Source organism: Nocardia sp. NPDC024068, assembly GCF_040638875.1.
Taxonomy (GTDB): Bacteria; Actinomycetota; Actinomycetes; order Mycobacteriales; family Mycobacteriaceae; genus Nocardia.
The window spans coordinates 47,373-69,606 of sequence record NZ_JBEZYU010000013.1; the positions used below are offsets into that span (position 1 = coordinate 47,373).

The following is a 22,234-nucleotide window of genomic DNA, read 5'->3' on the forward strand; positions in this document are numbered from 1 at the left end:
GTCCGGCTCAGGTCTCGAAATACAGCGCGGGGTCGACGGTTTCGAGTGGAATCCAGCGCGGAGTATCCGCCGGGTCGCCCGTTGCGGCGCCGGGGTGTAATGCGTAGCCCTGCAGATCGAGGCCGAACCGCGGATTCTCGTCGACTCGGCGCGCGAGTTCGTAGAAGGTGGCCAGGACGTGGACGCAGTGTGCGCTGCGGGCGGTGCACGAACAGTCGATCGCACCGGGGCGCGGCGCCACCGATATCCCCTCGGACACTGCCGCGGCGTGCATTTCGTCGGTGACAGCGGCCGGATCGCTCCCGAGCAGTGCGGTGAGCGCGCTGACGACCGTCCGGTCGAACGGCGCGAATTCGATATGGGTCACCGACGCCCGGCCGCCGCGGTGGATATGCGCCCGCACGATCGTGCCTTCCGTTTCGGCCCGGACCCCGTTGTTGCGGGCGATACTGCGCGCCCGGGGCAGCAGCGGTTCGGGCCGGGTCCGGCGCAGCGGTTCGGCCAGCCGGACCCAATCCATACCCCACCGGGTGTATCCGAATTCGTTGTCCGCCATCAGTTCCCCCTCTTGCGGTGCAGGATCTCCAGCAACCGGTCGTCGTCGAGACGGGCCAGTTCGGCGATACCGCTTCCGTCACCGAGGTCGGTGAGCGCCGATTTCCGCTGGTGCATCGCGGCGATATGTTCCTCGACGGTGGTGGCCGAGGTCAGTGTGGTGACGGTGACGGTGCGGGTCTGCCCGATCCGGTGCACCCGATCGGAGGCCTGAGATTCGACGGCGGGGTTCCACCAGCGGTCGAAATGGATCACATCCGCGGCGCGGGTGAGAGTGAGCCCGGTTCCGGCGGCGCGCAGGCTGAGTACCAGTACCGGCGGGCCGCCGGCGGATTGGAAATCGTCGACGATCGCCGTGCGTTCGGCGGGGGAGAGCCCGCCGTGGAAGAACGGTGCGGTGAGTCCGAACTGTTCGGACAGATGCCGGACGAGCAGTTCACCCGTGGCCCGGTACTGGGTGAAGATCAGGGTCGGCGCTCCGTTGTCGAGGTTGCCGGCCACGATATCGGTGCAGAGGTCGAGTTTGCCGGAGCGGCCGGCGAGTTCATCGCGATCCTCCCCGGCGACGAGACCGGGATGATTGCACACCTGTTTGAGCGCGGTGAGCGCCGCCAGCACCCGGGTCCGGCGTTGCGCGCCGGCTCCGAAGCCCTCCTCGGCGGCGTGCTCGAGCAGCCGGTCGTAGAGCCGCTCCTGCTCCGGGGTGAGATCGCACAGCAGATCGGTATGGATCTTCGGCGGAAGTGAGGCGGCGACCTGAGTTTTCCGGCGCGCCAGTAGGACGGGTTCGATGGCATCCCGCAGCCGGGCGGCCGCCGCGGCGGATCCCTGTTCGATGGGTTTGACGAACCGCCGCCGGAATTGGGCGCGATGCCCGAAGATACCGGGCGCGACGAGATGCAGCAGCGCCCACAGTTCGTCGAGATGGTTCTCCACCGGTGTTCCGGTGAGGGCGACCACGGCTTTCGCCGGTAGCGCCCGCGTCGCCGCGGAGACCTGCGTACGCGGATTCTTCAGCGCCTGCGCCTCGTCGCAGACCACCGTGGTCCATGATGTGTCGTTCAGCAGCGCGCCGTGCAGTCGCAGGATCGGGTAGCCGGTGACGAGTACGGTTCCGGGCGCGGTGTCCGGGATGCCGCCGCGCCAGGCCACCGGGCGCAGACCCGGGGCGAAGCGGGAGATCTCGCGAACCCAGTTGCCCACCAGCGAAGTCGGGCACACCACGAGTTGCGGGCCGTGCTCGGACCTGCCGAGCAGCAGCCCGATGGCCTGCACCGTCTTGCCGAGGCCCATTTCGTCGGCCAGTACGGCGCCGCCGTGCCGGTCGACGGTCGCGCGCAGCCAGCCGATGCCGCGTGCCTGGTAGGGGCGCAGTTCGGCATGCAACCCGCTGCGTAGTTCGGCGGCGACGCCGGTGGTCTCGCGAAGTACCGACAGCGCGTGATCTCCGGCGACCACGGCGGTGCCCTGGGCATTCGGTACCGCGTGCGCGGCCACCGGCAGCGGTTCCGGGTCGCCGCCGAGCACCCGGAGCCAGGCGCGGGTGGAGGCGCCGGGGTCGGCGACCGGCAGCCCGGCGAATCGGTCCGGCGCCACCAGCGCGCAGGAGACGTCGGCCACCCGCAGGTCGGCGCTGCCGGCGCGGAGTTGGGCGAGGGTTCCGCCGGGCACGACGAGCGAGACGGTCGCCGGGTCACCGGCCTGGTCCGGCGCCGGCCCGGGTTCGCGGCCGGACCAGGTCCACAATGCGAACATATGCCGGTCGGGGAGATAGGTGGTCTCGGTGGTCGGCAGGATGCACCCCCATGAATATCGTATGGCGTACGGAGTAATATGCCGAACGCGTACGGTACCGGATTTGTTCCGGACCGTCCCGTGCGAAACCGGAGGGAAGCCATGATCACCGGCAGACGCTGCATCCCGATACGTTCCGGCGCGGCGGTTCCCGCCCGGATCCGAGTCGCCCGGTCCCGCCGATGAGCCGGAACACCGACCCGGCGGGAACGCTGCTCGAATTGCTGTGGCGCCACGAACTGCCGCCGCGCCGCAACGCGCGCGGTCCGCGGCAGACGGTGAGTGTCGATGAAGTGGTCGCGGCCGCGATCGGGCTGGCCGACCGCGAGGGCTACGCGGGAGTCTCGGTGCGGGCCGTCGCCGCCGAACTCGGATTGCGTCCGATGAGCCTCTACACCTACGTCCCGGGCAAGGAGGCGCTGACTGCCCTGATGGTGGATGCCGTGGCCTACGACGACGCTCCGCTGCCCCCGGCCGCGGCACCCGCCCGCGACCGCCTGGCGGCCGTGGCGCGGCAGATCCGGGACGAGTACCTGGCGCATCCCTGGTTGCTCGAGGTTCCGGCCTGGCGAATGGTGCTCGGACCGGGCCGGATGCGCCGCTACGAACGACAGCTGGCGGCGGTCGACGGGATCGGCCTCGACGATCCGGAGATGGACCGGGTGCTCGCGGTGCTGACGCAGTTCGCGACCGGTAACGCCCGCACCGCGCTCGCCGCCGCGCGCAGCGCCCGGGAGCAGTCCGACGCCGAGTGGTGGGAGGCCTACGGCCCGGTGCTGACCCGGGTCATGCCCGCCGCCGATTTTCCGCTCGCCTCCCGGGTGGGCGCCGTGGTCGGGGAGCTCTACCAGGCGCCGGGCGATCCGGACGGCGAGTTCGAGTACGGACTCGAACACCTGATCGCGGCGATCCTGCCCGGCCGGCCACCTACCGCGCGGTGACGAGCCCGGACCGGACGAGTATCGACCGACGAAAGTGGCGGGCGACCGGAGACCGGTCGCCCGCCAGAAAGCGGATTCAGTTGTTCGATTCTGTTGTGTCGGACGCCTGGACGGGTCAGAGAGCGGGAGCGGACTCGGTATCGATCACGGCATCCAGCTCACGCAGCCGGTCCATATGTTCGTTCGCGTGATGCTGGCAGAAGAGCAACTCGCCACCTGCGGGCAGAACAGCACGAACACGCGCGGCCGCACCGCAACGATCGCAGCGATCGACCGCGGTCAGTGGGGTGCTGGTCAGGGTTCCTGGCATGACTCCTCCGTCCTGGCTTCCGGCACAAGACCGTTCAACCTGGTGTGAGGCCCGTGGTCACTCCGCGGGCTCGCTTCCGCTACTTCCCAGCAGTGGTGTAACTACTCTGTCAGACGTTCGGAGCATCGGCTTTGTTCCCGTTGGGGAATCACTGTGTTTTCCCTAACACGACCAGCGGTTTTCGCCCGTGGCGAACACCGCGGGCCGGGTGTGGAAACCCATCCGCCGCTGCTCCGTACCGACTGTCGAGTTGTGTATCGGAGGTTACCCGTGCCCAGTGACACTCACACCCTTGTTCACCTCTGTACTCCCGGTGAGTGGGCCACAGCACAACAACTCGGTGCGCACCGGCCACCGTCACTGGTATCGGAGGGTTTCGTGCACCTGTCCACCCCCGGCCAAGTGCACCTACCCGCCAACCGCCTGTTCGCAGGGCGCGACGATATGGTGCTGCTGCGCCTGGACCCCGCCAGGCTGGGCGCTCCGGTGCGCTGGGAACCCGGTGTTCCGGGTGACGACCCGGATATGCGTTTCCCCCATCTGTACGGCCCGCTGCCGGTCGCGGCGGTACTCGCCGTGGACAAGTACCGGCCGGGACCCGACGGGCGCTACACCGCCCTCCCGGGCTGAATGCGGCGCCCGGATCACGGGCTGCCGGGCGCGCCCCTGGGCCGGTCCTCCAGTTCGCGGGCGAGTATCGCGGCTTGGACGCGCGAGCGTATGCCGAGTTTCGTCAGAACCCGCGAAACATGCGTTTTCACCGTGGTCTCGCTGATGAACAGGCGCCCGGCGATCTGGGCGTTGGACAGGCCGCCGCCCAAGCAGCCGAACACCTCCCGCTCCCGGGCGGTGAGGTCGGCCAGGCCCCTGGGCGGCATGGGCCGGACCGCCGCGCCGCTGCCGGCGAACGTGTCGATCACCGCGCGGGTGACCTCCGGGGCGAGTACCCCCTCGCCGGCGGCCACCGCGCGTACCGCGGCGATCAAGGCCGGTCCGGAAGCCGATTTCAGCACGAATCCGGCGGCTCCGGCGCGCAGGCTGCCGAAAACGTATTCGTCGAGATCGAATGTCGTGAGCACCAGGACCCGGGCCAGATCGCCGTCGGTGATCCGGCCGGTCGCGGTGATGCCGTCGACACCGGGCATCCGGACGTCCATCAGGACGACATCCGGCCGCAGCGCCCGTGTCTGGGCGAGCGCCACCTCGCCGTCGGCGGCCTCACCGACTACCTCGATATCCCCGGCGGTGTCCAGGATCATTCGTAGCCCCGCCCGGATGGCAGCGTGGTCGTCGGCGATCAGCACCCGCACCGTCATCGCGTTTCTCCGGCCGCGACGGCGGCGAACGGCAGCCGCGCCCGCACCCACCAGGTGCCCGATTCCGGACCGGCCCGGAACGTGCCACCCAGCGCGACCGCCCGTTCGCGCATATTCGTCAGCCCGCGCCGGGCACCGGACTCGGGATCGGGTACGGCCGGGGTGGCGGGGAGCGCATTGCGCACCGTGAGCACCAGTTCCCCGGCTTCGGTGGTGACGTCGATCGCGACCTCCCGGCCCGGCGCGTGCTTCATCGCGTTGGTCACCGCTTCCTGGATGATCCGGTAGGCCGCCTGGTCGACGGCGCCCGGTGGGGCGCCGGTGCCGGTGTCCTGATGGAACCGGACGCGCACACCCGCTTGCCGAGCGGCCGTCACCAGCCGGGAGAGCTGGGCGAGCCGTCCGGGCGCGGTGGCGTCCTCGGAATCGCCGTCACGGCGTAGCAGGCCGATCATCGTGCGCATCTCCTGCAGGGCGTCGACGCTGTTGGCGCGGATCGAAGTGAGGATTCCGGTGAGTCGCGGATCGGCGCCGGAGCCGTCGATCCCGGCGAGAGCGGCCTCCGATTGCAGGGCTATGGCGGACAGCTGCCCGGCGATGACATCGTGCAGATCGCGGGCCATGGCCTTGCGCTCGTCATCCACCGCCGCCCGGCGGTCCAGCTGCGCCACCAGGGACAGGGCGCGGCCCCGGGCCCGTTCGGCTTCCGCGGTCTCCTTGTGTGCGCGCACGGTCAGGCCCCACCACAGCGACGTGCCGACGAAGGCCGCCGCCAGGACGAGGGCCAGCATCATCACCCGCCAGTTGCCGGTGATCGCCAGCGCCACACCGGCCACGATCGCCGACAGGGTGAGCCACGCGACCACCGCCCCCTGCATCTGGCGCCGGGTGCCGTAGACGACGGCGGCGTAGATCAGATCGGTGTAGACGAGCCAGACCGGCAGGGTGGGTCCCAGCGACAGATCCAGCGCCAACGGCAGGAGACCGGCCAGCATGGCCGCCACCGGGGCGCGGCGCCGGATGAACAGCACCGCACAGGCCAGCGCGAGCACCGCCAGCCGGACCGGGATCGGGCTCGAAGGCGTATCGCCGGAGACGAACAGCATATGGAACCCGGCCAGGTACAGCAGCGCGCCGAAGAGAAACCAACCGGCCGCGACGACGGCATCGCGCGCCGTCGCCGATAACGCCGACCACCGCTGCATCACCCCATCTCAGCACACGTCCGGCGGCCCGGCGTCCGTCGAAATGATGAGCCCGCGCCGGATTTCCGGCAGGACCGCCGCGATCCCGTGCCCGGCCCGCGAACCGGGCGCCGATCCGCGACCGGCGGTAATCTGCGTGTTCACGATGCATTATCGGTCGTACCGCGCGCGGTCCGGTGGGACGTGGTCCCGGGCGGGCACGCGGCGGCCCGGACGGACGGGGTCCGCGGATGAGCGTCTACACCCAGCAGCTGGGCGGTACCGGTTACCGGTTCGACGGGCTGGTCGACGTACTGGCCAAAGCGACACCGAAGCGCAGCGGTGACGAACTCGCCGGATGCGCCGCGGCCACCGGCGCCGAGCGGGCGGCCGCGCAGTGGGTGCTGGCCGAGGTGCCGCTCACCGAATTCCTGGAACAGCCCGTGGTGCCCTACGAAACCGACGAGGTCACCCGGCTGATCCTGGACACCCACGATCGTGCCGCCTTCGCGCCGATCGCCGCGCTGACCGTCGGTGACCTGCGGGACCGGCTGCTCGGGATCGCCGCCGGGGAGGGCACCGCCGATCCGGCCGCGACGCTGGGCGCCCTCGCGCCCGGGCTGACACCGGAGATGGTCGCCGCGGTCGCCAAGATCATGCGCAATCAGGATCTGATCGCGGTGGCCCGGGCCGCGAGCGTACGCGCCGCCTTCCGGACCACGATCGGGGCGCCGGGCACGCTGGCCACCCGGCTGCAGCCCAACCACCCCACCGACGATCCACGCGGGATCGCGGCCGCGGTGCTGGACGGATTGCTGCTCGGCTGCGGGGACGCGGTGATCGGTGTCAATCCCGCGACCGATTCACCCCGGGCCACCGGCGACCTGCTGAAACTGCTCGACGATATCCGCACGCGGTTCGAGATCCCGGCGCAGTCGTGTGTGCTGGCCCATGTCACGACCACACTCGGGCTGATCGAGGCGGGCGCACCGGTGGACCTGGTGTTCCAGTCCGTTGCCGGGACCGAGGCCGCGAATACCGCGTTCGGGGTGGATCTCGCGCTGTTACGCGAGGCAGACGACGCGGGACGTTCCCTGCGCCGCGGCACCGTCGGCGACAACGTGATGTACCTGGAAACCGGACAGGGGTCGGCGCTGTCGGCCGGGGCGCATCTCGGCACCGGTGGCAGACCGGTGGATCAGCAGACCCTGGAGGCCCGCGCCTACGCGGTCGCGCGGGAGCTGCGCCCGCTGCTGGTGAACACCGTCGTCGGTTTCATCGGCCCGGAGTACCTCTATGACGGCAAACAGATCGTCCGGGCCGGGCTGGAGGACCATTTCTGCGGCAAACTGCTCGGGCTGCCGATGGGTGTGGACGTCTGCTACACCAATCACGCCGAGGCCGACCAGGACGATATGGACACGCTGCTGACCTTGCTGGGCGCGGCCGGATGCGCCTTCGTGATCGCCGTTCCCGGCGCAGACGACGTGATGCTGGGCTATCAGAGTTTGAGTTTCCACGACGCCCTCTACGCCCGGCGGGTGCTGAACCTGCGCCCGGCACCGGAATTCGCGGTCTGGCTGGACCGGCTGGGCATGCTGGACGACACCGGGCGGGTGCTGCCGGTCGCGCCGTCCTCCTCACCCCTGCGCGCGCTGACGGCCGTCCGATGACCGGCGGTGGTGCCGGGCGCTCGACCGACGGGCGCGGTGCCGGCGGCCCTCCGGCCGGCAGCGGTGCTCATCACGATGCCCCGGCGTTCTGGGACGATCTGCGGCTGCTGACCCAGGCACGGATAGGGCTGGGCCGGGCGGGGGACGCCCTGCCCACCCGGCGGGTGCTCGAATTCGCCGCGGCCCACGCCGCCGCGCGGGATGCCGTGCATACCGATCTCGATGTGCCCGCGCTGGTGGCGCGACTCGGCGACTACGACCTCGGGGAACCGGTGCACGTGCGCAGCCGCGCCGCCGACCGGGCGGAATACCTGCGGCGGCCCGATCTGGGGCGGCTACCGGCCGCCGCGGCGCTGCCGCTGCGGCCCGGTCCGGGAAACGGCTGGGATATCGGCGTGGTGCTGGCCGACGGGCTGTCCGCGCGGGCGCTCGCCGACCACGGCCCGCCGACCCTGGACGCGTTACTGCCGCTACTGCGACAGCAGTACTCGATCGCGCCGCCGGTAGTGGCCACCCAGGCGCGGGTGGCGCTCGGCGACCAGGTGGGCGCCGCGCTCGGCGTATCCACCGTCCTGGTGCTCATCGGCGAACGCCCCGGACTGTCGGTGGCCGACAGTCTCGGCGTGTACCTCACCCATCTGCCCCGGCCGGGCCGCACCGATGCCGACCGCAACTGTGTGTCCAACATCCATCCCCCGGAAGGGCTGGGATACCGCCGGGCGGCCGAGGTGATCACCGGCCTGGTGGAAGGGGCGCGCCGGCTGGGCCGCTCGGGCGTCGCGTTGAAGGACACCTCCCGGGACCCGGTGGTGTCCCCGGCCGCTCCCGGCCCGGAACTCGGCGGTTAGCCGGCCACGGACGCGCCACGGCCCCTGAACACTCCGGAAATCGCGGGATCCGGAGACGTTCAGGGGCCGTGGCGTGGACGCGGGACCTCAGTCGAGGTAGTCGCGCAGAACCTGCGAGCGGCTCGGATGGCGCAGTTTGCTCATCGTCTTGGATTCGATCTGGCGGATCCGTTCACGGGTGACCCCGTAGACCTGACCGATCTCGTCCAGGGTGCGCGGCTGGCCGTCGGTGAGCCCGAACCGCAACCGCACCACACCCGCCTCGCGTTCGGACAGGGTCTCCAGCACCGACTGCAACTGATCCTGCAGCAGGGTGAAGCTGACCGCGTCGACGGCGACGACGGCCTCGGAATCCTCGATGAAATCGCCGAGCTGGCTGTCGCCCTCGTCGCCGATGGTCTGATCCAGCGAAATGGGCTCCCGGGCGTACTGCTGGATCTCCAGCACCTTCTCCGGGGTGATATCCATTTCCTTGGCCAGCTCTTCCGGGGTGGGCTCACGGCCCAGATCCTGGAGCAGCTCGCGCTGGATGCGGCCCAGCTTGTTGATGACCTCGACCATATGCACCGGGATACGGATGGTGCGGGCCTGGTCGGCCATGGCGCGGGTGATGGCCTGCCGGATCCACCAGGTGGCGTAGGTGGAGAACTTGTAGCCCTTGGTGTAGTCGAACTTCTCGACCGCGCGGATCAGACCGAGGTTGCCCTCCTGGATCAGATCCAGGAAAGCCATCCCGCGGCCGGTGTAGCGCTTGGCCAGCGACACCACGAGGCGCAGGTTCGCCTCGAGCAGGTGGTTCTTGGCGCGGTTGCCGTCCCGGATGATCCAGTTGAAATCGCGGCGGGTGGCGACGGGAAGCTTATCGCCGGCCTCGGTGAACTCGCGCATCTTCTCGGCGGCATAGAGCCCCGCCTCGATCCGCTTCGCGAGTTCGACCTCCTCCTCGGCGTTGAGCAGCGCGACCTTGCCGATCTGCTTGAGGTAGGCGCGTACCGAATCGGCGGAAGCGGTGAGTTCGGCATCCTTACGGGCCTGCCGTAGCGCTTCGGACTCCTCTTCGTCCCAGACGAAATCGCCTGAGGCCTTGTCCGCGGCGGTCGGCTCGGACGTGCCGTCGGCCGCCTCGGCCTCGGGTTCCTCGGCGACCTCCGCGTCGGCGACCAGTTCGTCGCCGTCCTCGGCCAGATCGTCTTCGGAGACCTCCAGATCGCCGAGATCCGCGACATCGAGCGAATCCTCGTCGATCTGTTCCTCGCCCGAACCGGGGGCGCCCGCGCTCCCCGCTTTCTTGGCAGGGGCCTTCTTGGCCGGAGCCTTCTTGGCAGCGGCCTTCTTGGCCGGAGCCTTTTTGGCAGCGGCCTTTTTCACCGGGGCCTTTTTGGCAGCGGCTTTTCTGGCCGGGCGTGCCGCGGGAACTTCCGTGGCCTCGGCGTCGGCCGATTCGGCTGTCTGACGGGTATTCGTGGCTACCACGTACGCCCTTTCGTGACGGTCTCGTGCGGCGTCACGCCAGAGTAGTATTCCGGCGGAGCGGTCTGTCGGGTTTACCGGCTAAAACGCCGGTCGGGTGTCCGGCTCACCGCCGGGTCATTCCATTGTAACGATCCGACCAGTGTGCCCTTGCCGGTGGCGCGGAGATCCTCAGGGGGTGATCCCGGCGTCGACAGCCATGGCGGCGCCCACGATACCCGCCGTGTTCTTCAGGGTCGCAGGGACCACGCGGGTGCGGTTGGTGAGCAGCGGAATCCACTGGTCGGCGTCGCGGCTGATACCGCCACCGGCGACGAATACGGTCGGCCAGAACAGGTCCTCCAGGCCGGAGAGCACGGTGCTGACCCGGGCCGCCCACTCCGGATAGGTCAGATCCTCGCGTTCCTTGACCGAGGCGGCCGCCCGGTGCTCGGTCTCCATCCCGCCGATCTCGAGATGCCCGAGTTCGGTGTTGGGGACCAGCGAGCCGTTGTTGAGCAACGCCGAACCGATACCGGTCCCGAAGGTGAGCAGCAAAACCAGCCCGTGGATATGGGCCGCCGCCCCGAATCGGTCCTCGGCGAGTCCGGCCGCGTCGGCGTCGTTGAGCACGGTGACCTCCCGGCCCCCCAGCGCCGCGGCGAACAGCGTCCGGGCGTCCGTGCCGATCCAGGACTTGTCGACATTGGCCGCGGTGTGGGCGACCCCGTCCAGGACCACGCACGGCAGGGTCACACCGACGGGCCCGTCCCACTCCGCCTGTGCCACGAGCTGCGCGGCCGCCGCGGCGACCGCGTCCGGTGTGGACGGCTGCGGAGTCGCGATCTTGATTCGCTCGTAGACGAGCTTCCCGGTATCCAGATCGACCGCGGCGCCCTTGACGCCGCTGCCGCCGATATCGATACCGAACGCGTGCCGTCCACCGGACATGCGGGTTCCCTCGTTCCCTGTGCTGGCCTGATGTCGTCGTACGCCGCTCCGGCCCGGAAGCGGCGGCCGGGCCGCGCGCGATGTGCCGAAACGACGATGATGCCTCCCACCCGGTTTCGTGCGGCAGCCGCGGGCCGAGCCCGCCGGTGTGGTGTGCACGACAAGCGTAATGCGCGGGCCCGGACGGCCCGACCGCAGGATCTGTGCTGCGATGGGAGACGTGCCGGAATCGACGTGGACCCTCACCGCTGCCTCTGAACCCGCTCCCGCCGACGCCGCCCTGCTGCGCCGGATCGCCACCCATCTGGCCGGTACCGCCGCCGCGCATGTCCGGGCGCGCCGCCCGGAGGTGTTCGGCCCGGACGGCGCCGGCGATTCCGCCGTCCGCACGAAGAGCACCCGGACCGACCCGGTCACCGTCGTCGACACCGAAACCGAGCAGTTGATCCGCGGCGAACTGGCCCGCCTGCGTCCCGGGGACCACATCCTCGGGGAGGAGGGCGGCGGCGATCTCGCCGCGGCGGGCGACGACGAGGTGGTGTGGGTGGTCGATCCCATCGACGGCACGGTGAATTTCCTCTACGGAATCCCGGCGTACGCGGTGTCGGTGGCCGCGGTGCGCGGTGGGCGGCCGGTGGCCGGCGCGGTGGCCGACGTGGCCGCCTCGGCCCTGTACGCCGCGGGCTCCGGACTCGGCGCGGTCCGGATCGGCCCGGCGGGCCGGGATGTGGCGCTGCGCTGCAATCCCGTGCGTGAGACCGGCCTGGCGCTGGTCGCCACCGGTTTCGGGTACGGCGTGAGCCGTCGCGCCCGGCAGGCGGCCCGCGTCGCCGATCTGCTGCCGCATGTCCGCGATATCCGTCGCATCGGCGCGGCGGCACTGGATCTGTGCATGGTCGCCGAGGGCCGGGTGGACGCGCATTACGAGCACGGCCTGAACCCCTGGGACTGGGCGGCGGGGGCGCTGATCGCCGCCGAGGCGGGCGCGATGCTGCGGCTACCGCCGATGTCCGATACCGGCGCCGCGGGCACGCTGGTGGTGGCGGCGGCACCCGGTATCGGGGCGGAGATGTTCGCGCTGCTGGACCGCCTCGGGGTGTCGGAACCGATCCCGGAGTCCTGAGACCCGGACCGGAGCGCCGGCCCGGCAGTATCAGCAGCGGGCGACGCGGGCGGCCTCGAGCATATCGATGTCGATATCGGGATTCTCCCCGCTCACCGGGTTGCGCAGCGACCGCAGCACTTCTTCGCCGTCGTTGTTGGGCTGCAGATCCCCACCGAACAGCGCACCGAGGACCAGGTCGACGGTGTCGTCCTCGCGTTTGTCCTCGATGAGCTCGGCACACGGCATGGCCAGCTGTACCGCGGCGGCGACCGATCGGCCGTTCTCGCCGAACCGGATCTGCCCGGTGCATTCGAGATCGCCGTTGGCATATACCGGATCGTTACCGAACGGTTCGCCGGGCACGCTGCCGAAACCGAGATCGCCGAGCTGCGCCGCGACATGCGCGGCCTGCCCGCGCTGTCCGTTGGCGTTGAGGACCCGGACCGCGGTATCGGCCATCGCCGCCGGCTCCACGTCCTCGAACCGGCTCGCCCCGACCCGCTGGCCGGGCAGCGGCTGCGGCCCGGCCTTCGGATCGGTGGCCGGGCTCGGCGAATTGCAGGCCATCGGCGTGTAATCGTCGTCGTTGGTGGTCAGCGCCTTGATCCACAGACCCCCGCAGAGCACGGCGAGTACTACGACCAAGATCAGCCAGGGGCGCATCCGTCGGCGCGGAAAGGGACGGCCATCGGCGTCCGTCCTGCTGCCTTCGGTGATCAGTGAAACCACGTCGACACTGTACGTACCCGAGCCGGTGGCGCGCGCATTACCCGGTCGGCTGCGGCCGCGTTGGCCGGGTGGTTGCGGTGGGAAGGCGACACGTATCGATTGGCCAGCGGTTTCGACACGGCCGGGTTTCGATTGCGACATTTTCCGCACCGTCCGCTATTGTCTGCCCGCCCAGACCGAAACATTCATGAGTAAATCGGCGTTCGGTCGCGGGAACAAGCAGGGCAACTCATGCGTTGTCCGGACGCTGACGGCGGTGAGTCCTGAGGATTCGCGCTGATAGAGGACCGGTGCGGGTGTGAAGTGCACCACCGGCGGGGCGGCGGCCGCGGTCGAACCAGACGGCGTGCGCCGATCCGGATATACGGAGTAAGGACGAGGGGAAGACGACATGGCAACCGACTATGACGCACCGAGGCGTACCGAGACCGACGACGTTTCGGAGGATTCGCTGGAGGAGCTGAAGGCGCGTCGCAACGAGGCCCAGTCCGCCGTTGTGGATGTCGACGAATCCGATACCGCGGAGTCGTTCGAGCTCCCCGGCGCGGACCTGTCCGAGGAAGTGCTGTCGGTCCGGGTGATCCCGAAGCAGGCCGACGAGTTCACGTGTTCGAGCTGCTTCCTGGTACATCACCGCAGCCGTCTGGCCACCGAGGCAGGCGGTCAGATGATCTGCATGGATTGCGCGGCGTGAGCGGAGCGTGAGGTCATCCCGCGCTCGGGATCCCGAGCGCGGCCAGGACCTCCCCGGGCCGGCGCGTACTGACGAGCCAGTACGGCGTCGGGTCATCGGGATCGTCGAGCACCAGCAGCACCATGGTGGCGATCCACGGGCGATGCTGGACGTAGGCGGCGGGATCGAGCTGCCGGCCCAGCGCCGCGCTCTTGGCACCCCGGCCGACGATCGTCGCCCGGGCGACGAACGACACCGGCAGATGGGCCCGGTCCACCCGGAGTTCAGGTGTGCCGGACTGGTCCGGGGCGACCTCGACGCGGTGGCGGCTCAGCCAGAGCAGTACCCAGACCGGGACCGGGAACAGCAGCACATAGGGCAGCCAGGCCCGCAGCCCGGGGGCGCCCATATGGATTTCCGCGGCGAGCAGGCCGGCGAGCGCGAAACCCACCGGCCACCACCACAGCGGCACCCAGAGGCGCTCGCGATGCGCGGTCGGCTCCGGCCGGACGCGGGACTCGGTTTCGCTGTTTCGGGGCTGGTCGGACACGACTCAACACTAAGCGACACCCGGCTCGCGCCTGCGCGTAGGCTGATCGGACGTGAACGCACTCTCACCGATACCACTGCTCCGGCTGGATCCCGGAATCCCCGTGCCGATGCGCGCCCACGACGGCGATGCGGGCGTGGATCTGTGCACCACCGAGGATGTGGTCCTGGAACCGGGGGAACGAGTCCTGGTCGGCACCGGTATCGCGATCGCGCTGCCGGTGGGCACCGTCGGCCTCGTCCATCCACGGTCAGGTCTGGCCGCGAAGGCCGGCCTCTCGGTGGTGAACACACCGGGAACCATCGATGCCGGGTATCGGGGTGAGATCAAGGTCTGCCTGATCAACCACGATCCGCGCACGGCCATAGAACTGCGCCGCGGCGACCGGATCGCGCAGCTGCTGGTGCAGCGGGTGGAGCTGGTCGATTTCGTGGAGGTGGACCGGCTCGACGATTCGGATCGCGGTGCGGGCGGTCACGGATCCAGTGGGGGACACGCGAGTTTGACGCCGGGCGGTGCGGATACCGCGGACGGCAAGGAGGCCTGACATGTTCGGACGACGGAAATCGGGCGGTAGCAGATCCGGTGAGGATCGCTACGACACCGGTGAGTACCACACCGGCGAGTACGAGGAATACGACGACGGCGGGTATCACCGGGCGGAATACGACGAGCCCTACGCGGGCGAGTCCTACGCCGGCGACTACGACGAGAGCTACGACGACGGATACGGCGGCGCGGCCTACAGCGACGCCTACGACGCCGCTATCGACGATCCGGATACCGAACCGCACCGTCGCGGCCCCTACGACTACGACGATGTGGCCGAGGTACTGGAGAACTTCGCCGATACCCGCCTCGATCTGGGCTCGGTGATCGTCCCGGTGCCACCGGGCGGGCAGCTGCAGGTGGAAATGACGCCGCAGGGCACCCCGCAGGCGGTCCATCTGGCCACCGAGCACGGGCGTATCACCGTCGCCGCCTATGCCGCGCCGAAATCCAAGGGGCAGTGGCGTACGGTCGCCGCCGACCTCGCGGAATCTCTGCGCAAGGACAATGCGCGGGTGTCGGTCGAGAAGGGTCCGTGGGGCCGCGAACTGGTGGCGGCCACCGAGGGCGCCGATCTGCGTTTCATCGGTGTGGACGGTTACCGCTGGATGATCCGGCTGGTCGCGGCCGGGCCGTCGGGTTCCACCGCGGCCGGTAGTCCGCTGGTCGCCGCGGCGCGCCAGGTTCTGAGCGAGACGATCATCCGCCGCGGTACCGATGCGCTCCCGGTCCGTGAACCGCTGCCGGTGGTGCTGCCCCAGCAGCTCGCCGAACAGCTGACCGCCGCCCATCAGCAGCAGGCCGAGCAGCAGGCTCAGCAACAGGCTGCTGCCTCGCAGCCGCCCCGGCCGGTGCAGACGCCGGCGGTTTTGCCCCCGCAACAGTCGCAGCAGCCGCGCCGCGGCGCCGCGGGATCGGCGATGCAGCAACTCGGCCGCGGCTGAGCCTCCCGTCCGGCGTTCCGCCGCACGGAGATCGTTCCGCCCACCGGTCCCCTGTGCGCAGGGGACCGGTGGGCTACTGCATGGACGTCGCGGTGGCGGCACCGCACCGGCGTCGATTACCCGGCCTGGGCCGGAGGCCGCTCCCTGACCATCCGGTCGGGGAGGCCACCCTCCGGGAAGTGCGGTTTCCGTGGCAACGGCGGCATCTTGCGGTGGGCTTGTGTGACGACACAGGTACCCGGACCGCCGTGGCGGACCCGATCAGTGGGCGTAGCGCAGGCCCAGGCGTCCGACGATGCCGGGGTCGGCGCCGAGTTCGTCGAGTGTGATCTCGGTGAGCACCGAGCGCTGCGCCCGTCGCGCCCATTCTCGTCCCACGGCTACCGGATGTACCGGATCGTCGGCCGCCGCGATCACCGCCAGCGGCGCCTCCAGAGACTCCAGCACCGTGGTCTCCGGCCATTTGTACTGCGCGGCTTCCTCCAGGGCGGCCGGTAATCCCGGCCACTGCCCGCGCCAGGACCGGGTCAGCGCGTCGGCGAGCCAGCCCGGGCTGCTGCCGCGCATCCGTTCGATCACCGGTTCCAGTCCCTCGGCCCGCAGTTGCGCCGCGGTCACCGAGGCGCTCAGGGTCGCGGGACAGCGCGCGATATCGGGTCCCGTCCACGCCGGCAGTGCGGCCACCACGCCACTCACCTCGTACCGGTCCCGTCCGGCGGCCCAGTCGACGGCTACCGCGGCGCCCAGGGAGATCCCCGCGGCCAGTACCGGCCCCCGCGCGAGGGCCGCGTCCAGGGCTGCGCGATAGCTGTCGATCACCCCGGCGGGATCGGGGTCCACGGCGATGAGATCCAGTCCGAGGGCCGTACAGGCGGGCTCGAACGCGCGGCGGGCGAAATGGGCGTCCGAGCCGGTCCCGGGCAGGGCGACGACAACGGCCGGGCGTGGGGAATCGAACACCGGACCGAGCGTAGCGGTGCCGCGGGTACCCATCTACAGTGGCGGGTACGGCCACAGCCGGGTCGTGGCAAGGAACTTCGGGCGGTCTGTGATCCAAACCGTTCGCGCACAGGAGAGCAAGCGATGTCTTCCTCGGCAGGAAGAAAAGCGGGCGACAAGTCCGCAACCGGATATTTTCGCCGGCTCGGTCGCAGGCTGACCGAGGATATCGATCAGCTCGACGCCGAGGAGCTGGCGGAGAAGGCGGACGCCTCGGGCGCCTGCCGGGTCTCGGACTGCCGCCGTGGCGAAGAAGCGACGATGCTGGGCCGTTTGCGCAGCGTCGATTCGTGTACGCAGTCGGCGGGTGCGAGCGTGCAGGCGGAGTTCTTCGACGGGACCGACGCCATCACGCTGGTGTGGATCGGCCGGCGGCGCATTCCCGGTATCGAATCGGGGCGGCGCATCATGGTTCGCGGCCGCATCGGTGAGCGGGAAGGCCGTAAGGTGATCTTCAACCCCTACTACGAATTGCGCGGAAACAGCTGACGTATGCCATCGAGCGACGAGTACGCCACCCGGCCGCTACCGCGGGCCGCGACGACGGTCCCCGGCCGGTCCGCCGGTGACGGCTCCGGCGCCGCCGAGTCCGGCGCCGCCGGGGACGGCTCCGGCGCCGCCGAGTCCGGCGCCGCCGGGGACGAGCGCCCCGAACCCGCGAAGCAGACCCTGCTGGAACAGCTGGGCGGTTTCGCCGGGCTGATCTACTCGACGCTGCCGGTGCTGGTCTTCGTTCCCGTCAACACCCTTTTCGGGCTGGCCATCGCGATCTGGTCGGCCCTCGGCGTGGCCGCCGCGATCCTGCTCTGGCGGCTGGTCCGCCGGGAACCCATCCAGCCGGCGGTCTCCGGTTTCCTGGGGGTGGGGATCTGCGCGCTCATCGCCTGGCGGGTCGGGGAGGCCAAGGGCTTCTTCCTGTTCGGGATCTATACGAGCCTGATCTACGGCGCCGCGTTCCTGATCTCCATCGTCGTGCGACGCCCGCTGGTCGGCGTGGTGTGGGGTCTGCTCAACGGGCACGGCGGCGACTGGCGCGACGACCCCCGGGTGGTCCGCCTCTACGATGTGGCCACCGTGGCCTGGGTGCTGGTCTTCGGTGCCCGCTACCTGGTCCAGAACCACCTCTACGACGCCGACAGCACGGGCTGGCTGGCCGCCGCCCGTATCGGCATGGGCTGGCCGCTCACCGCGCTGGCCTTGGTGGTGACCGTCTGGGCGGTCCGCCGGGCGGGGCATCTGCCGGCCCGTTCCGGCCGCCATACCGCCGAATCCGGCTGACCTCTCCGGCGCCAGGGTGGCGGATGACCCACCCTTTGGTGTCTATCACCGCGCCGCCGTTCATCGGACGATCGTTATGAGAAGACGATCTGCCGAGAGGACTGGCGAATGCGAACCGAACATCACACCCTCACCCGGGCCGAGCGGGGCCGTGACAACCCGGTGTTGTCCCACAGCCGCCGCGTCTGCGCCGAACTGGACACCCTGGTGGGGCCGGCGGCCGCGGGCGACCGCGCGGCCGTGGCCGAGATCCTGCGGCTGGTGCAGCCGCTGGTCCAGCGATACTGCCGGACCCGGCTGGGAAACACCGCCCATCTGCATGTCACCGCCGACGATGTCGTGCAGGAGGTCCTGATCGCCACGGTGCACGCCATTCCGCGCTACCGCGATCAGGGCAAATCGTTCCTCGCGTTCGTCTACGGGATCGCGGCCAACAAGGTCTCCGACGCCTTCCGCGGCGCACAGGCCAATCTCGCCTACCCGATGGCGGATGTCCCGGAACCGGTCAGCACGGCGGCCGGGCCCGAGGAATGGGCGCTGGCCTCGGAACGGGGCGCCCAGGCCCGCGAACTGATGCAGCAGCTGAACCCCGTGCATCGCGAGGTACTCGTGATGCGGATCGTGCTGGGCTGGAGCGCCGCCGAGACCGCGGCCGCGATCGGCACCAGCGCCGGCGTCGTCCGGGTCATGCAGTACCGGGCGCTGAACAAGCTCCGGGCGCGGGCCGAGCAGCCCGTCGCGGCGTGAGCACGCCACGTGACGGATCGGCCGGGTGCTGTCGGAGGGTCAGTATTCGGCGTCCTGCGAAGGCGTGAGCCCCGGTGCGGGCGCGGCCGGCGGGACCGTGCCGTGCCGGGCCAGGAGCACGCGTAGCTCTTCCTCGGCCTGGCTGGAAGCGACGAACAGCAGTTCGTCGTCGCCTTCGAAAGGGTCGTCGGGTTGCGGCACGATGACCCGGCCGCCGCGCAGGATGGTGACCAGTGCGGTGTCGCGCGGCAGGGTGAGGGTGCGGACCGGCTTTCCGGCCAGCGTCGTATCCGGCGGCAGGGTGAGCTCGACCAGGTTGGCCTGGCCCTGCCGCAGCGTCATCAACCGCACCAGGTCGCCCACCGTAACCGCCTCCTCCACCAGGGAGGCGAGCAGGCGCGGGGTGGAGACCGCCACATCGACGCCCCAGGATTCGTCGAACAACCACTCGTTGCGGGGGTCGTTGACCCGGGCCACCACCCGCCGTACCCCGAACTCGGTTTTGGCCAGCAGGCTGTGCACCAGGTTGGCCTTGTCGTCTCCGGTGGCGGCGATGACGACTTCGTAGTCCTGTAGCCCGGCGTCCTCGAGCAACTGCAGTTCGCAGGCGTCGGCGTGCACCCAGATCGCGTCCGGCACCGAATCGCGGTCGATATGGTCGAGCTGGCGTTCGAGCAGCATGATGTCGTGCCCCGATCGCAGCAGTTCGCGGGCGATGGAGCGACCGACGGCCCCGGCTCCGGCAATGGCCACTTTCATGATCAGTCCTTGTTCGCGGGGGGTTTGGCGGCCAGCGCGACCGCTTCGCCGGCCGATCCGGAGGTCGCGGCCACGTACACGATGTCGTCGGCCTGCACCACGGTCTTGGCATCGGGTAATACGCCCTGGCCGAACCGGATGACAAATGCCACACGGGCCCCGGTCGCGCTCTCGAGCTCCGCGACCGTGCGCCCGTACCAGTCCTCGTGCAGGATCAGCTGGGCCACCGCCACCGTTCCGGTGGGATCGCGCCAGGTGGTGGTGCCGGCGTCGCCGATGAGGGTGTGCAGGAACCGGTCGGTGGTCCAGGGCACGGTGGCGATGGTGGGGATACCGAGCCGCTCGTAGACGGCGGCGCGTTTGGCGTCGTAGATGCGGGCGACGACCCGCTCGATACCGAACATCTCACGGGCCACCCGGGCGGAGATGATGTTGGAGTTGTCCCCGGACGACACCGCCGCGAAGGCCCCCGCCCGCTCGATTCCCGCCCGGCGCAGCACATCGCGATCGAATCCGACGCCCACGACCTCGGTACCGGGGAAATCCGCGCCCAGGCGCCGGAACGCATCCGGATTCCGGTCGATCACGGCGACCTCATGACCTATCCGGACCAGGGCGCGGGCCAGCGACGCGCCCACGCGCCCGCATCCCATGATCACCACGTACACCGTGAACCTCGCTCCTGACTCGGGTCTGCCCTAGGGCAAGTGAAACAGCCGTGTGGCCGTCGCGAAAGCGAACCGTACCCGCTGGTCCTCGCCCTCAGCCACGTTCCCCCCGGCGGGGCCGGTCAAACCCCGGCTTGCGGTGACGCCTCGCGGCGCGGCGGGGCCCGGGGGCTTATGCTCCGTCCAGTGTCGAAGTTGACGACCGCCACCAAGCGTCTGGTACTGGGGCGGCCATTCCGTAGTGACTCCCTGGGCCATACCCTGCTGCCCAAGCGGATCGCCCTGCCGGTGTTCGCATCGGACGCGATGTCCTCGGTCGCCTACGCGCCCGAGGAGATCTTTCTCGTGCTGTCGGTGTCGGGTCTGGCCGGTTACGCGTACGCCCCGTGGCTCGGATTGGCCGTCGCGGTCGTGCTGGTCATCGTGGTCACGAGCTATCGGCAGAATGTGCACGCCTATCCGTCCGGCGGTGGCGACTTCGAGGTGGTCACCACGAACCTCGGTCCCACGGCCGGATTGACGGTGGGTAGCGCGCTCTTGGTCGACTATGTGCTGACCGTGGCGGTGTCGATCTCGTCGGCCGCGTCCACGATCGGCTCGGCCATCCCTTTCATCGCCACCCACAAAGTGTTGTTCGCGGTCGCCGCGATCGCGCTGATCACCGCGATGAACCTGCGCGGGGTGCGGGAGTCGGGCCGGCTGTTCGCGCTGCTGTCCTACGCCTTCCTGTTCGGCATGTTCACCATGCTCGCGTGGGGCCTGATCCGGATCTTCGTCCTGGGCGACGAAGTGCGCGCCGAATCGGCGTCCTTCGAACTGCGCGCCGAGGAAGAGCATCTGGCGGGGGTGGCGCTGATCTTCCTGCTCGCCCGCGCCTTCTCCTCCGGCTGCGCGGCGCTCACCGGCGTCGAGGCGATCAGCAACGGTGTTCCGGCCTTCCGTAAACCCAAATCGCGTAACGCCGCGACGACACTGCTGATGCTCGGTGGCATCGCCATCGTGTTGCTGCTCGGCATGATCGTGCTCGCCCGGCAGGCGCATGTGGTGTTCGCCGAACACCCCGAGCAGCTCGTCGGCGCGCCCGAGGGGTATCAGCAGAAAACCCTCATCGCGCAGATCGCGCACGCCGTGTTCAGTGGGTTCTCCCCCGGTTTCTACTTCGTCGCCGTCGTGACCGCGGTGATCCTGGTGCTGGCCGCCAACACCGCGTTCAACGGCTTCCCGGTGCTCGGTTCGGTCCTGGCCCAGGCGCGGTTCCTGCCCCGGCAGTTGCACACCCGCGGTGACCGGCTCGCGTTCAGCAACGGGATCCTGTTCCTGGCCGTCGGCGCGATCGCCTTCGTGGTGGCGTTCGACGCGGAGGTGACCCGGCTGATCCAGCTCTACATCATCGGTGTGTTCGTCTCGTTCACCCTGAGCCAGACCGGCATGCTCCGGCATTGGAGCCGGTTGCTGGGCCGGGAGACCGATCCGGCCGAACGGCGCCGGATGATGCGCTCGCGCGCGATCAACGCGCTCGGCCTGGTGGCCACCGGCGCGGTGCTGGTGATCGTGCTGGTCACGAAATTCTTCGCCGGTGCCTGGATCGCCATCGTGACCATGGCGGTGATCTTCGTGATCATGAAGATGATCCACCACCACTACAACTCGGTGGCCCGGGAGCTGGAAGAGCACGAATGGGACGGTGTCCTGCCCAGCCGGACCCATTCGATCGTGCTGGTGTCGAAGCTGCATCTGCCGACCCGCCGGGCCCTGGCCTATGCGCGCGCGGGCCGGCCGGACACGCTGGAGGCGATCACCGTGAACGTCGACGAGGACGACACCCGGGCGCTCGTACGGGAGTGGGAGAACAGTGACACCCCGGTGCCGCTGAAGGTGATCGAATCGCCCTACCGCGAGATCACCAAACCGGTGCTCGAGTACGTGAAACGGGTACGCAAGGACGCGCCGCGCGATGTGGTGACCGTCTTCATTCCCGAATATGTGGTGGGCCACTGGTGGGAGCAGGTATTGCACAATCAGAGCGCACTGCGGTTGAAGGGCCGGTTGCTGTTCGAACCGGGTGTCATGGTGACCAGCGTGCCGTGGCAGTTGAGTTCGTCGGCCCGGGCCCGCGTGGCGGGTGAGCCCGCCGCCCCGGGCTCGGTTCGTCGTGGGTACGGCGACAATGGGTAGCGGCGGGTACCCGGACCGCCCGTATGCGGAAGGCCGG

The 22,234-nt window shown here is 69.8% G+C and carries 24 protein-coding genes; 12 read left to right on the forward strand and 12 right to left on the reverse strand.

Annotated features, from left to right (window positions below; genetic code table 11):
* Positions 1-7: 7 nt before the first annotated feature.
* Both AB0F41_RS13955 and AB0F41_RS13960 read right to left on the reverse strand, forming a co-directional pair.
* Entirely contained in the window at positions 8-556 is a 549-nt protein-coding gene (locus AB0F41_RS13955) for a hypothetical protein (RefSeq protein ID WP_357423550.1), read from the reverse strand.
* The gene (locus AB0F41_RS13960) at positions 556-2,310 is read right to left on the reverse strand and encodes a DEAD/DEAH box helicase (protein ID WP_357423552.1); all 1,755 of its coding nucleotides are present in this window, start codon (positions 2,308-2,310) and stop codon (positions 556-558) included. Before AB0F41_RS13960 ends, AB0F41_RS13955 begins: the two co-directional genes overlap by 1 nt.
* Before the next feature lie 221 nt (positions 2,311-2,531).
* Here AB0F41_RS13960 and AB0F41_RS13965 point away from each other — a divergent pair, with 221 nt between their 5' ends.
* Entirely contained in the window at positions 2,532-3,290 is a 759-nt protein-coding gene (locus AB0F41_RS13965) for a TetR/AcrR family transcriptional regulator (RefSeq protein WP_357423554.1), read from the forward strand.
* A gap of 115 nt (positions 3,291-3,405) precedes the next feature.
* Here the strand turns inward: AB0F41_RS13965 and AB0F41_RS13970 are convergent, their stop codons facing one another.
* Positions 3,406-3,600: a hypothetical protein gene (locus AB0F41_RS13970; protein WP_036538000.1), complete on the reverse strand. Its 195-nt coding sequence runs from the start codon at positions 3,598-3,600 to the stop codon at positions 3,406-3,408.
* A gap of 270 nt (positions 3,601-3,870) precedes the next feature.
* On the opposite strand from AB0F41_RS13970, the gene AB0F41_RS13975 reads away from it, so the two are divergent.
* Positions 3,871-4,230 carry a DUF952 domain-containing protein gene (locus tag AB0F41_RS13975; protein ID WP_357423555.1) on the forward strand — a complete coding sequence of 120 codons (360 nt, stop codon included), beginning with the start codon at positions 3,871-3,873 and terminating at the stop codon, positions 4,228-4,230.
* Positions 4,231-4,244: 14 nt separating this feature from the next.
* Here the strand turns inward: AB0F41_RS13975 and AB0F41_RS13980 are convergent, their stop codons facing one another.
* Complete coding sequence (locus tag AB0F41_RS13980) at positions 4,245-4,916, reverse strand: response regulator transcription factor (RefSeq protein WP_357423557.1); 672 nt, start codon at positions 4,914-4,916, stop codon at positions 4,245-4,247.
* Positions 4,913-6,121, reverse strand: a complete 1,209-nt coding sequence (locus AB0F41_RS13985) for a histidine kinase (protein ID WP_357423559.1) — start codon at positions 6,119-6,121, stop codon at positions 4,913-4,915. Before AB0F41_RS13985 ends, AB0F41_RS13980 begins: the two co-directional genes overlap by 4 nt.
* Positions 6,122-6,351: 230 nt before the next feature.
* Here AB0F41_RS13985 and AB0F41_RS13990 point away from each other — a divergent pair, with 230 nt between their 5' ends.
* Positions 6,352-7,773, forward strand: coding sequence for an ethanolamine ammonia-lyase subunit EutB (locus AB0F41_RS13990; protein ID WP_357423561.1), 1,422 nt, complete (start codon positions 6,352-6,354; stop codon positions 7,771-7,773).
* Entirely contained in the window at positions 7,770-8,621 is an 852-nt protein-coding gene (gene eutC, locus AB0F41_RS13995; protein ID WP_357423563.1) for an ethanolamine ammonia-lyase subunit EutC, read from the forward strand. The genes AB0F41_RS13990 and eutC overlap by 4 nt, the downstream gene beginning before the upstream one ends.
* An 87-nt stretch (positions 8,622-8,708) precedes the next feature.
* On the opposite strand, the gene AB0F41_RS14000 is transcribed toward eutC, so the two are convergent.
* Together AB0F41_RS14000 and ppgK are read right to left on the reverse strand one after the other, a co-directional pair.
* Complete coding sequence (locus tag AB0F41_RS14000; protein ID WP_357423565.1) at positions 8,709-10,094, reverse strand: RNA polymerase sigma factor; 1,386 nt, start codon at positions 10,092-10,094, stop codon at positions 8,709-8,711.
* A 168-nt stretch (positions 10,095-10,262) separates the two neighbouring features.
* A complete protein-coding gene (gene ppgK, locus AB0F41_RS14005) occupies positions 10,263-11,021 on the reverse strand; it encodes a polyphosphate--glucose phosphotransferase (protein ID WP_357423567.1) in 759 nt (252 codons plus the stop codon).
* Positions 11,022-11,232: 211 nt separating this feature from the next.
* On the opposite strand from ppgK, the gene AB0F41_RS14010 reads away from it, so the two are divergent.
* Entirely contained in the window at positions 11,233-12,144 is a 912-nt protein-coding gene (locus AB0F41_RS14010) for an inositol monophosphatase family protein (RefSeq protein WP_357423569.1), read from the forward strand.
* A gap of 30 nt (positions 12,145-12,174) precedes the next feature.
* On the opposite strand, the gene cei is transcribed toward AB0F41_RS14010, so the two are convergent.
* Positions 12,175-12,855 (reverse strand): envelope integrity protein Cei, encoded by a 681-nt coding sequence (gene cei / locus AB0F41_RS14015; RefSeq protein WP_357423571.1) that lies wholly within the window; start codon positions 12,853-12,855, stop codon positions 12,175-12,177.
* A gap of 391 nt (positions 12,856-13,246) precedes the next feature.
* Here cei and AB0F41_RS14020 point away from each other — a divergent pair, with 391 nt between their 5' ends.
* Positions 13,247-13,549 carry a DUF4193 domain-containing protein gene (locus tag AB0F41_RS14020; protein ID WP_357423573.1) on the forward strand — a complete coding sequence of 101 codons (303 nt, stop codon included), beginning with the start codon at positions 13,247-13,249 and terminating at the stop codon, positions 13,547-13,549.
* A gap of 13 nt (positions 13,550-13,562) precedes the next feature.
* On the opposite strand, the gene AB0F41_RS14025 is transcribed toward AB0F41_RS14020, so the two are convergent.
* Positions 13,563-14,078: a DUF3093 domain-containing protein gene (locus AB0F41_RS14025; RefSeq protein ID WP_357423575.1), complete on the reverse strand. Its 516-nt coding sequence runs from the start codon at positions 14,076-14,078 to the stop codon at positions 13,563-13,565.
* Positions 14,079-14,130: 52 nt separating this feature from the next.
* Here AB0F41_RS14025 and dut point away from each other — a divergent pair, with 52 nt between their 5' ends.
* Entirely contained in the window at positions 14,131-14,625 is a 495-nt protein-coding gene (gene dut, locus AB0F41_RS14030) for a dUTP diphosphatase (protein WP_357423577.1), read from the forward strand.
* 1 nt (position 14,626) lies between these two features.
* On the forward strand, positions 14,627-15,571 hold the full coding sequence (locus tag AB0F41_RS14035; RefSeq protein WP_357423579.1) for a DUF3710 domain-containing protein: 945 nt from the start codon (positions 14,627-14,629) through the stop codon (positions 15,569-15,571).
* Between the two features lie 261 nt (positions 15,572-15,832).
* Here AB0F41_RS14035 and AB0F41_RS14040 read toward each other — a convergent pair whose 3' ends face one another.
* The gene (locus AB0F41_RS14040; RefSeq protein WP_357423581.1) at positions 15,833-16,531 is read right to left on the reverse strand and encodes an alpha/beta hydrolase; all 699 of its coding nucleotides are present in this window, start codon (positions 16,529-16,531) and stop codon (positions 15,833-15,835) included.
* Positions 16,532-16,654: 123 nt separating this feature from the next.
* Between AB0F41_RS14040 and AB0F41_RS14045 the strand changes: the two genes are divergently transcribed.
* From AB0F41_RS14045 to shbA, 3 genes are all read left to right on the forward strand, one after another.
* On the forward strand, positions 16,655-17,059 hold the full coding sequence (locus AB0F41_RS14045; protein WP_357423583.1) for an OB-fold nucleic acid binding domain-containing protein: 405 nt from the start codon (positions 16,655-16,657) through the stop codon (positions 17,057-17,059).
* Positions 17,060-17,062: 3 nt separating this feature from the next.
* Positions 17,063-17,848 carry a DUF3159 domain-containing protein gene (locus AB0F41_RS14050; RefSeq protein ID WP_357423584.1) on the forward strand — a complete coding sequence of 262 codons (786 nt, stop codon included), beginning with the start codon at positions 17,063-17,065 and terminating at the stop codon, positions 17,846-17,848.
* Between the two features lie 108 nt (positions 17,849-17,956).
* Complete coding sequence (shbA, locus tag AB0F41_RS14055; RefSeq protein ID WP_357423586.1) at positions 17,957-18,595, forward strand: RNA polymerase sigma factor ShbA; 639 nt, start codon at positions 17,957-17,959, stop codon at positions 18,593-18,595.
* A gap of 39 nt (positions 18,596-18,634) precedes the next feature.
* Here the strand turns inward: shbA and AB0F41_RS14060 are convergent, their stop codons facing one another.
* Together AB0F41_RS14060 and AB0F41_RS14065 are read right to left on the reverse strand one after the other, a co-directional pair.
* A complete protein-coding gene (locus tag AB0F41_RS14060) occupies positions 18,635-19,354 on the reverse strand; it encodes a TrkA family potassium uptake protein (RefSeq protein WP_357423588.1) in 720 nt (239 codons plus the stop codon).
* A gap of 2 nt (positions 19,355-19,356) precedes the next feature.
* Complete coding sequence (locus AB0F41_RS14065) at positions 19,357-20,022, reverse strand: TrkA family potassium uptake protein (protein ID WP_357423590.1); 666 nt, start codon at positions 20,020-20,022, stop codon at positions 19,357-19,359.
* 186 nt (positions 20,023-20,208) lie between these two features.
* Here AB0F41_RS14065 and AB0F41_RS14070 point away from each other — a divergent pair, with 186 nt between their 5' ends.
* Complete coding sequence (locus tag AB0F41_RS14070; protein ID WP_357423592.1) at positions 20,209-22,197, forward strand: APC family permease; 1,989 nt, start codon at positions 20,209-20,211, stop codon at positions 22,195-22,197.
* Positions 22,198-22,234 lie beyond the last annotated feature (37 nt).

Coding starts and splice junctions, on each gene's coding strand:
- ppgK (WP_357423567.1), bottom strand. CDS start 11,021: ATGTCCGGTGGACGGCACGCGTTCGGTATCGATATCGGCGGCAGCGGC.
- eutC (WP_357423563.1), top strand. CDS start 7,770: ATGACCGGCGGTGGTGCCGGGCGCTCGACCGACGGGCGCGGTGCCGGC.
- AB0F41_RS13955 (WP_357423550.1), bottom strand. CDS start 556: ATGGCGGACAACGAATTCGGATACACCCGGTGGGGTATGGATTGGGTC.
- AB0F41_RS13970 (WP_036538000.1), bottom strand. CDS start 3,600: ATGCCAGGAACCCTGACCAGCACCCCACTGACCGCGGTCGATCGCTGC.
- AB0F41_RS14035 (WP_357423579.1), top strand. CDS start 14,627: ATGTTCGGACGACGGAAATCGGGCGGTAGCAGATCCGGTGAGGATCGC.
- AB0F41_RS14060 (WP_357423588.1), bottom strand. CDS start 19,354: ATGAAAGTGGCCATTGCCGGAGCCGGGGCCGTCGGTCGCTCCATCGCC.
- AB0F41_RS13960 (WP_357423552.1), bottom strand. CDS start 2,310: ATGTTCGCATTGTGGACCTGGTCCGGCCGCGAACCCGGGCCGGCGCCG.
- AB0F41_RS13980 (WP_357423557.1), bottom strand. CDS start 4,916: ATGACGGTGCGGGTGCTGATCGCCGACGACCACGCTGCCATCCGGGCG.
- AB0F41_RS14045 (WP_357423583.1), top strand. CDS start 16,655: ATGTCTTCCTCGGCAGGAAGAAAAGCGGGCGACAAGTCCGCAACCGGA.
- shbA (WP_357423586.1), top strand. CDS start 17,957: ATGCGAACCGAACATCACACCCTCACCCGGGCCGAGCGGGGCCGTGAC.
- AB0F41_RS13965 (WP_357423554.1), top strand. CDS start 2,532: ATGAGCCGGAACACCGACCCGGCGGGAACGCTGCTCGAATTGCTGTGG.
- AB0F41_RS13990 (WP_357423561.1), top strand. CDS start 6,352: ATGAGCGTCTACACCCAGCAGCTGGGCGGTACCGGTTACCGGTTCGAC.
- AB0F41_RS14050 (WP_357423584.1), top strand. CDS start 17,063: ATGCCATCGAGCGACGAGTACGCCACCCGGCCGCTACCGCGGGCCGCG.
- AB0F41_RS14010 (WP_357423569.1), top strand. CDS start 11,233: ATGGGAGACGTGCCGGAATCGACGTGGACCCTCACCGCTGCCTCTGAA.
- AB0F41_RS14020 (WP_357423573.1), top strand. CDS start 13,247: ATGGCAACCGACTATGACGCACCGAGGCGTACCGAGACCGACGACGTT.
- AB0F41_RS13985 (WP_357423559.1), bottom strand. CDS start 6,121: ATGCAGCGGTGGTCGGCGTTATCGGCGACGGCGCGCGATGCCGTCGTC.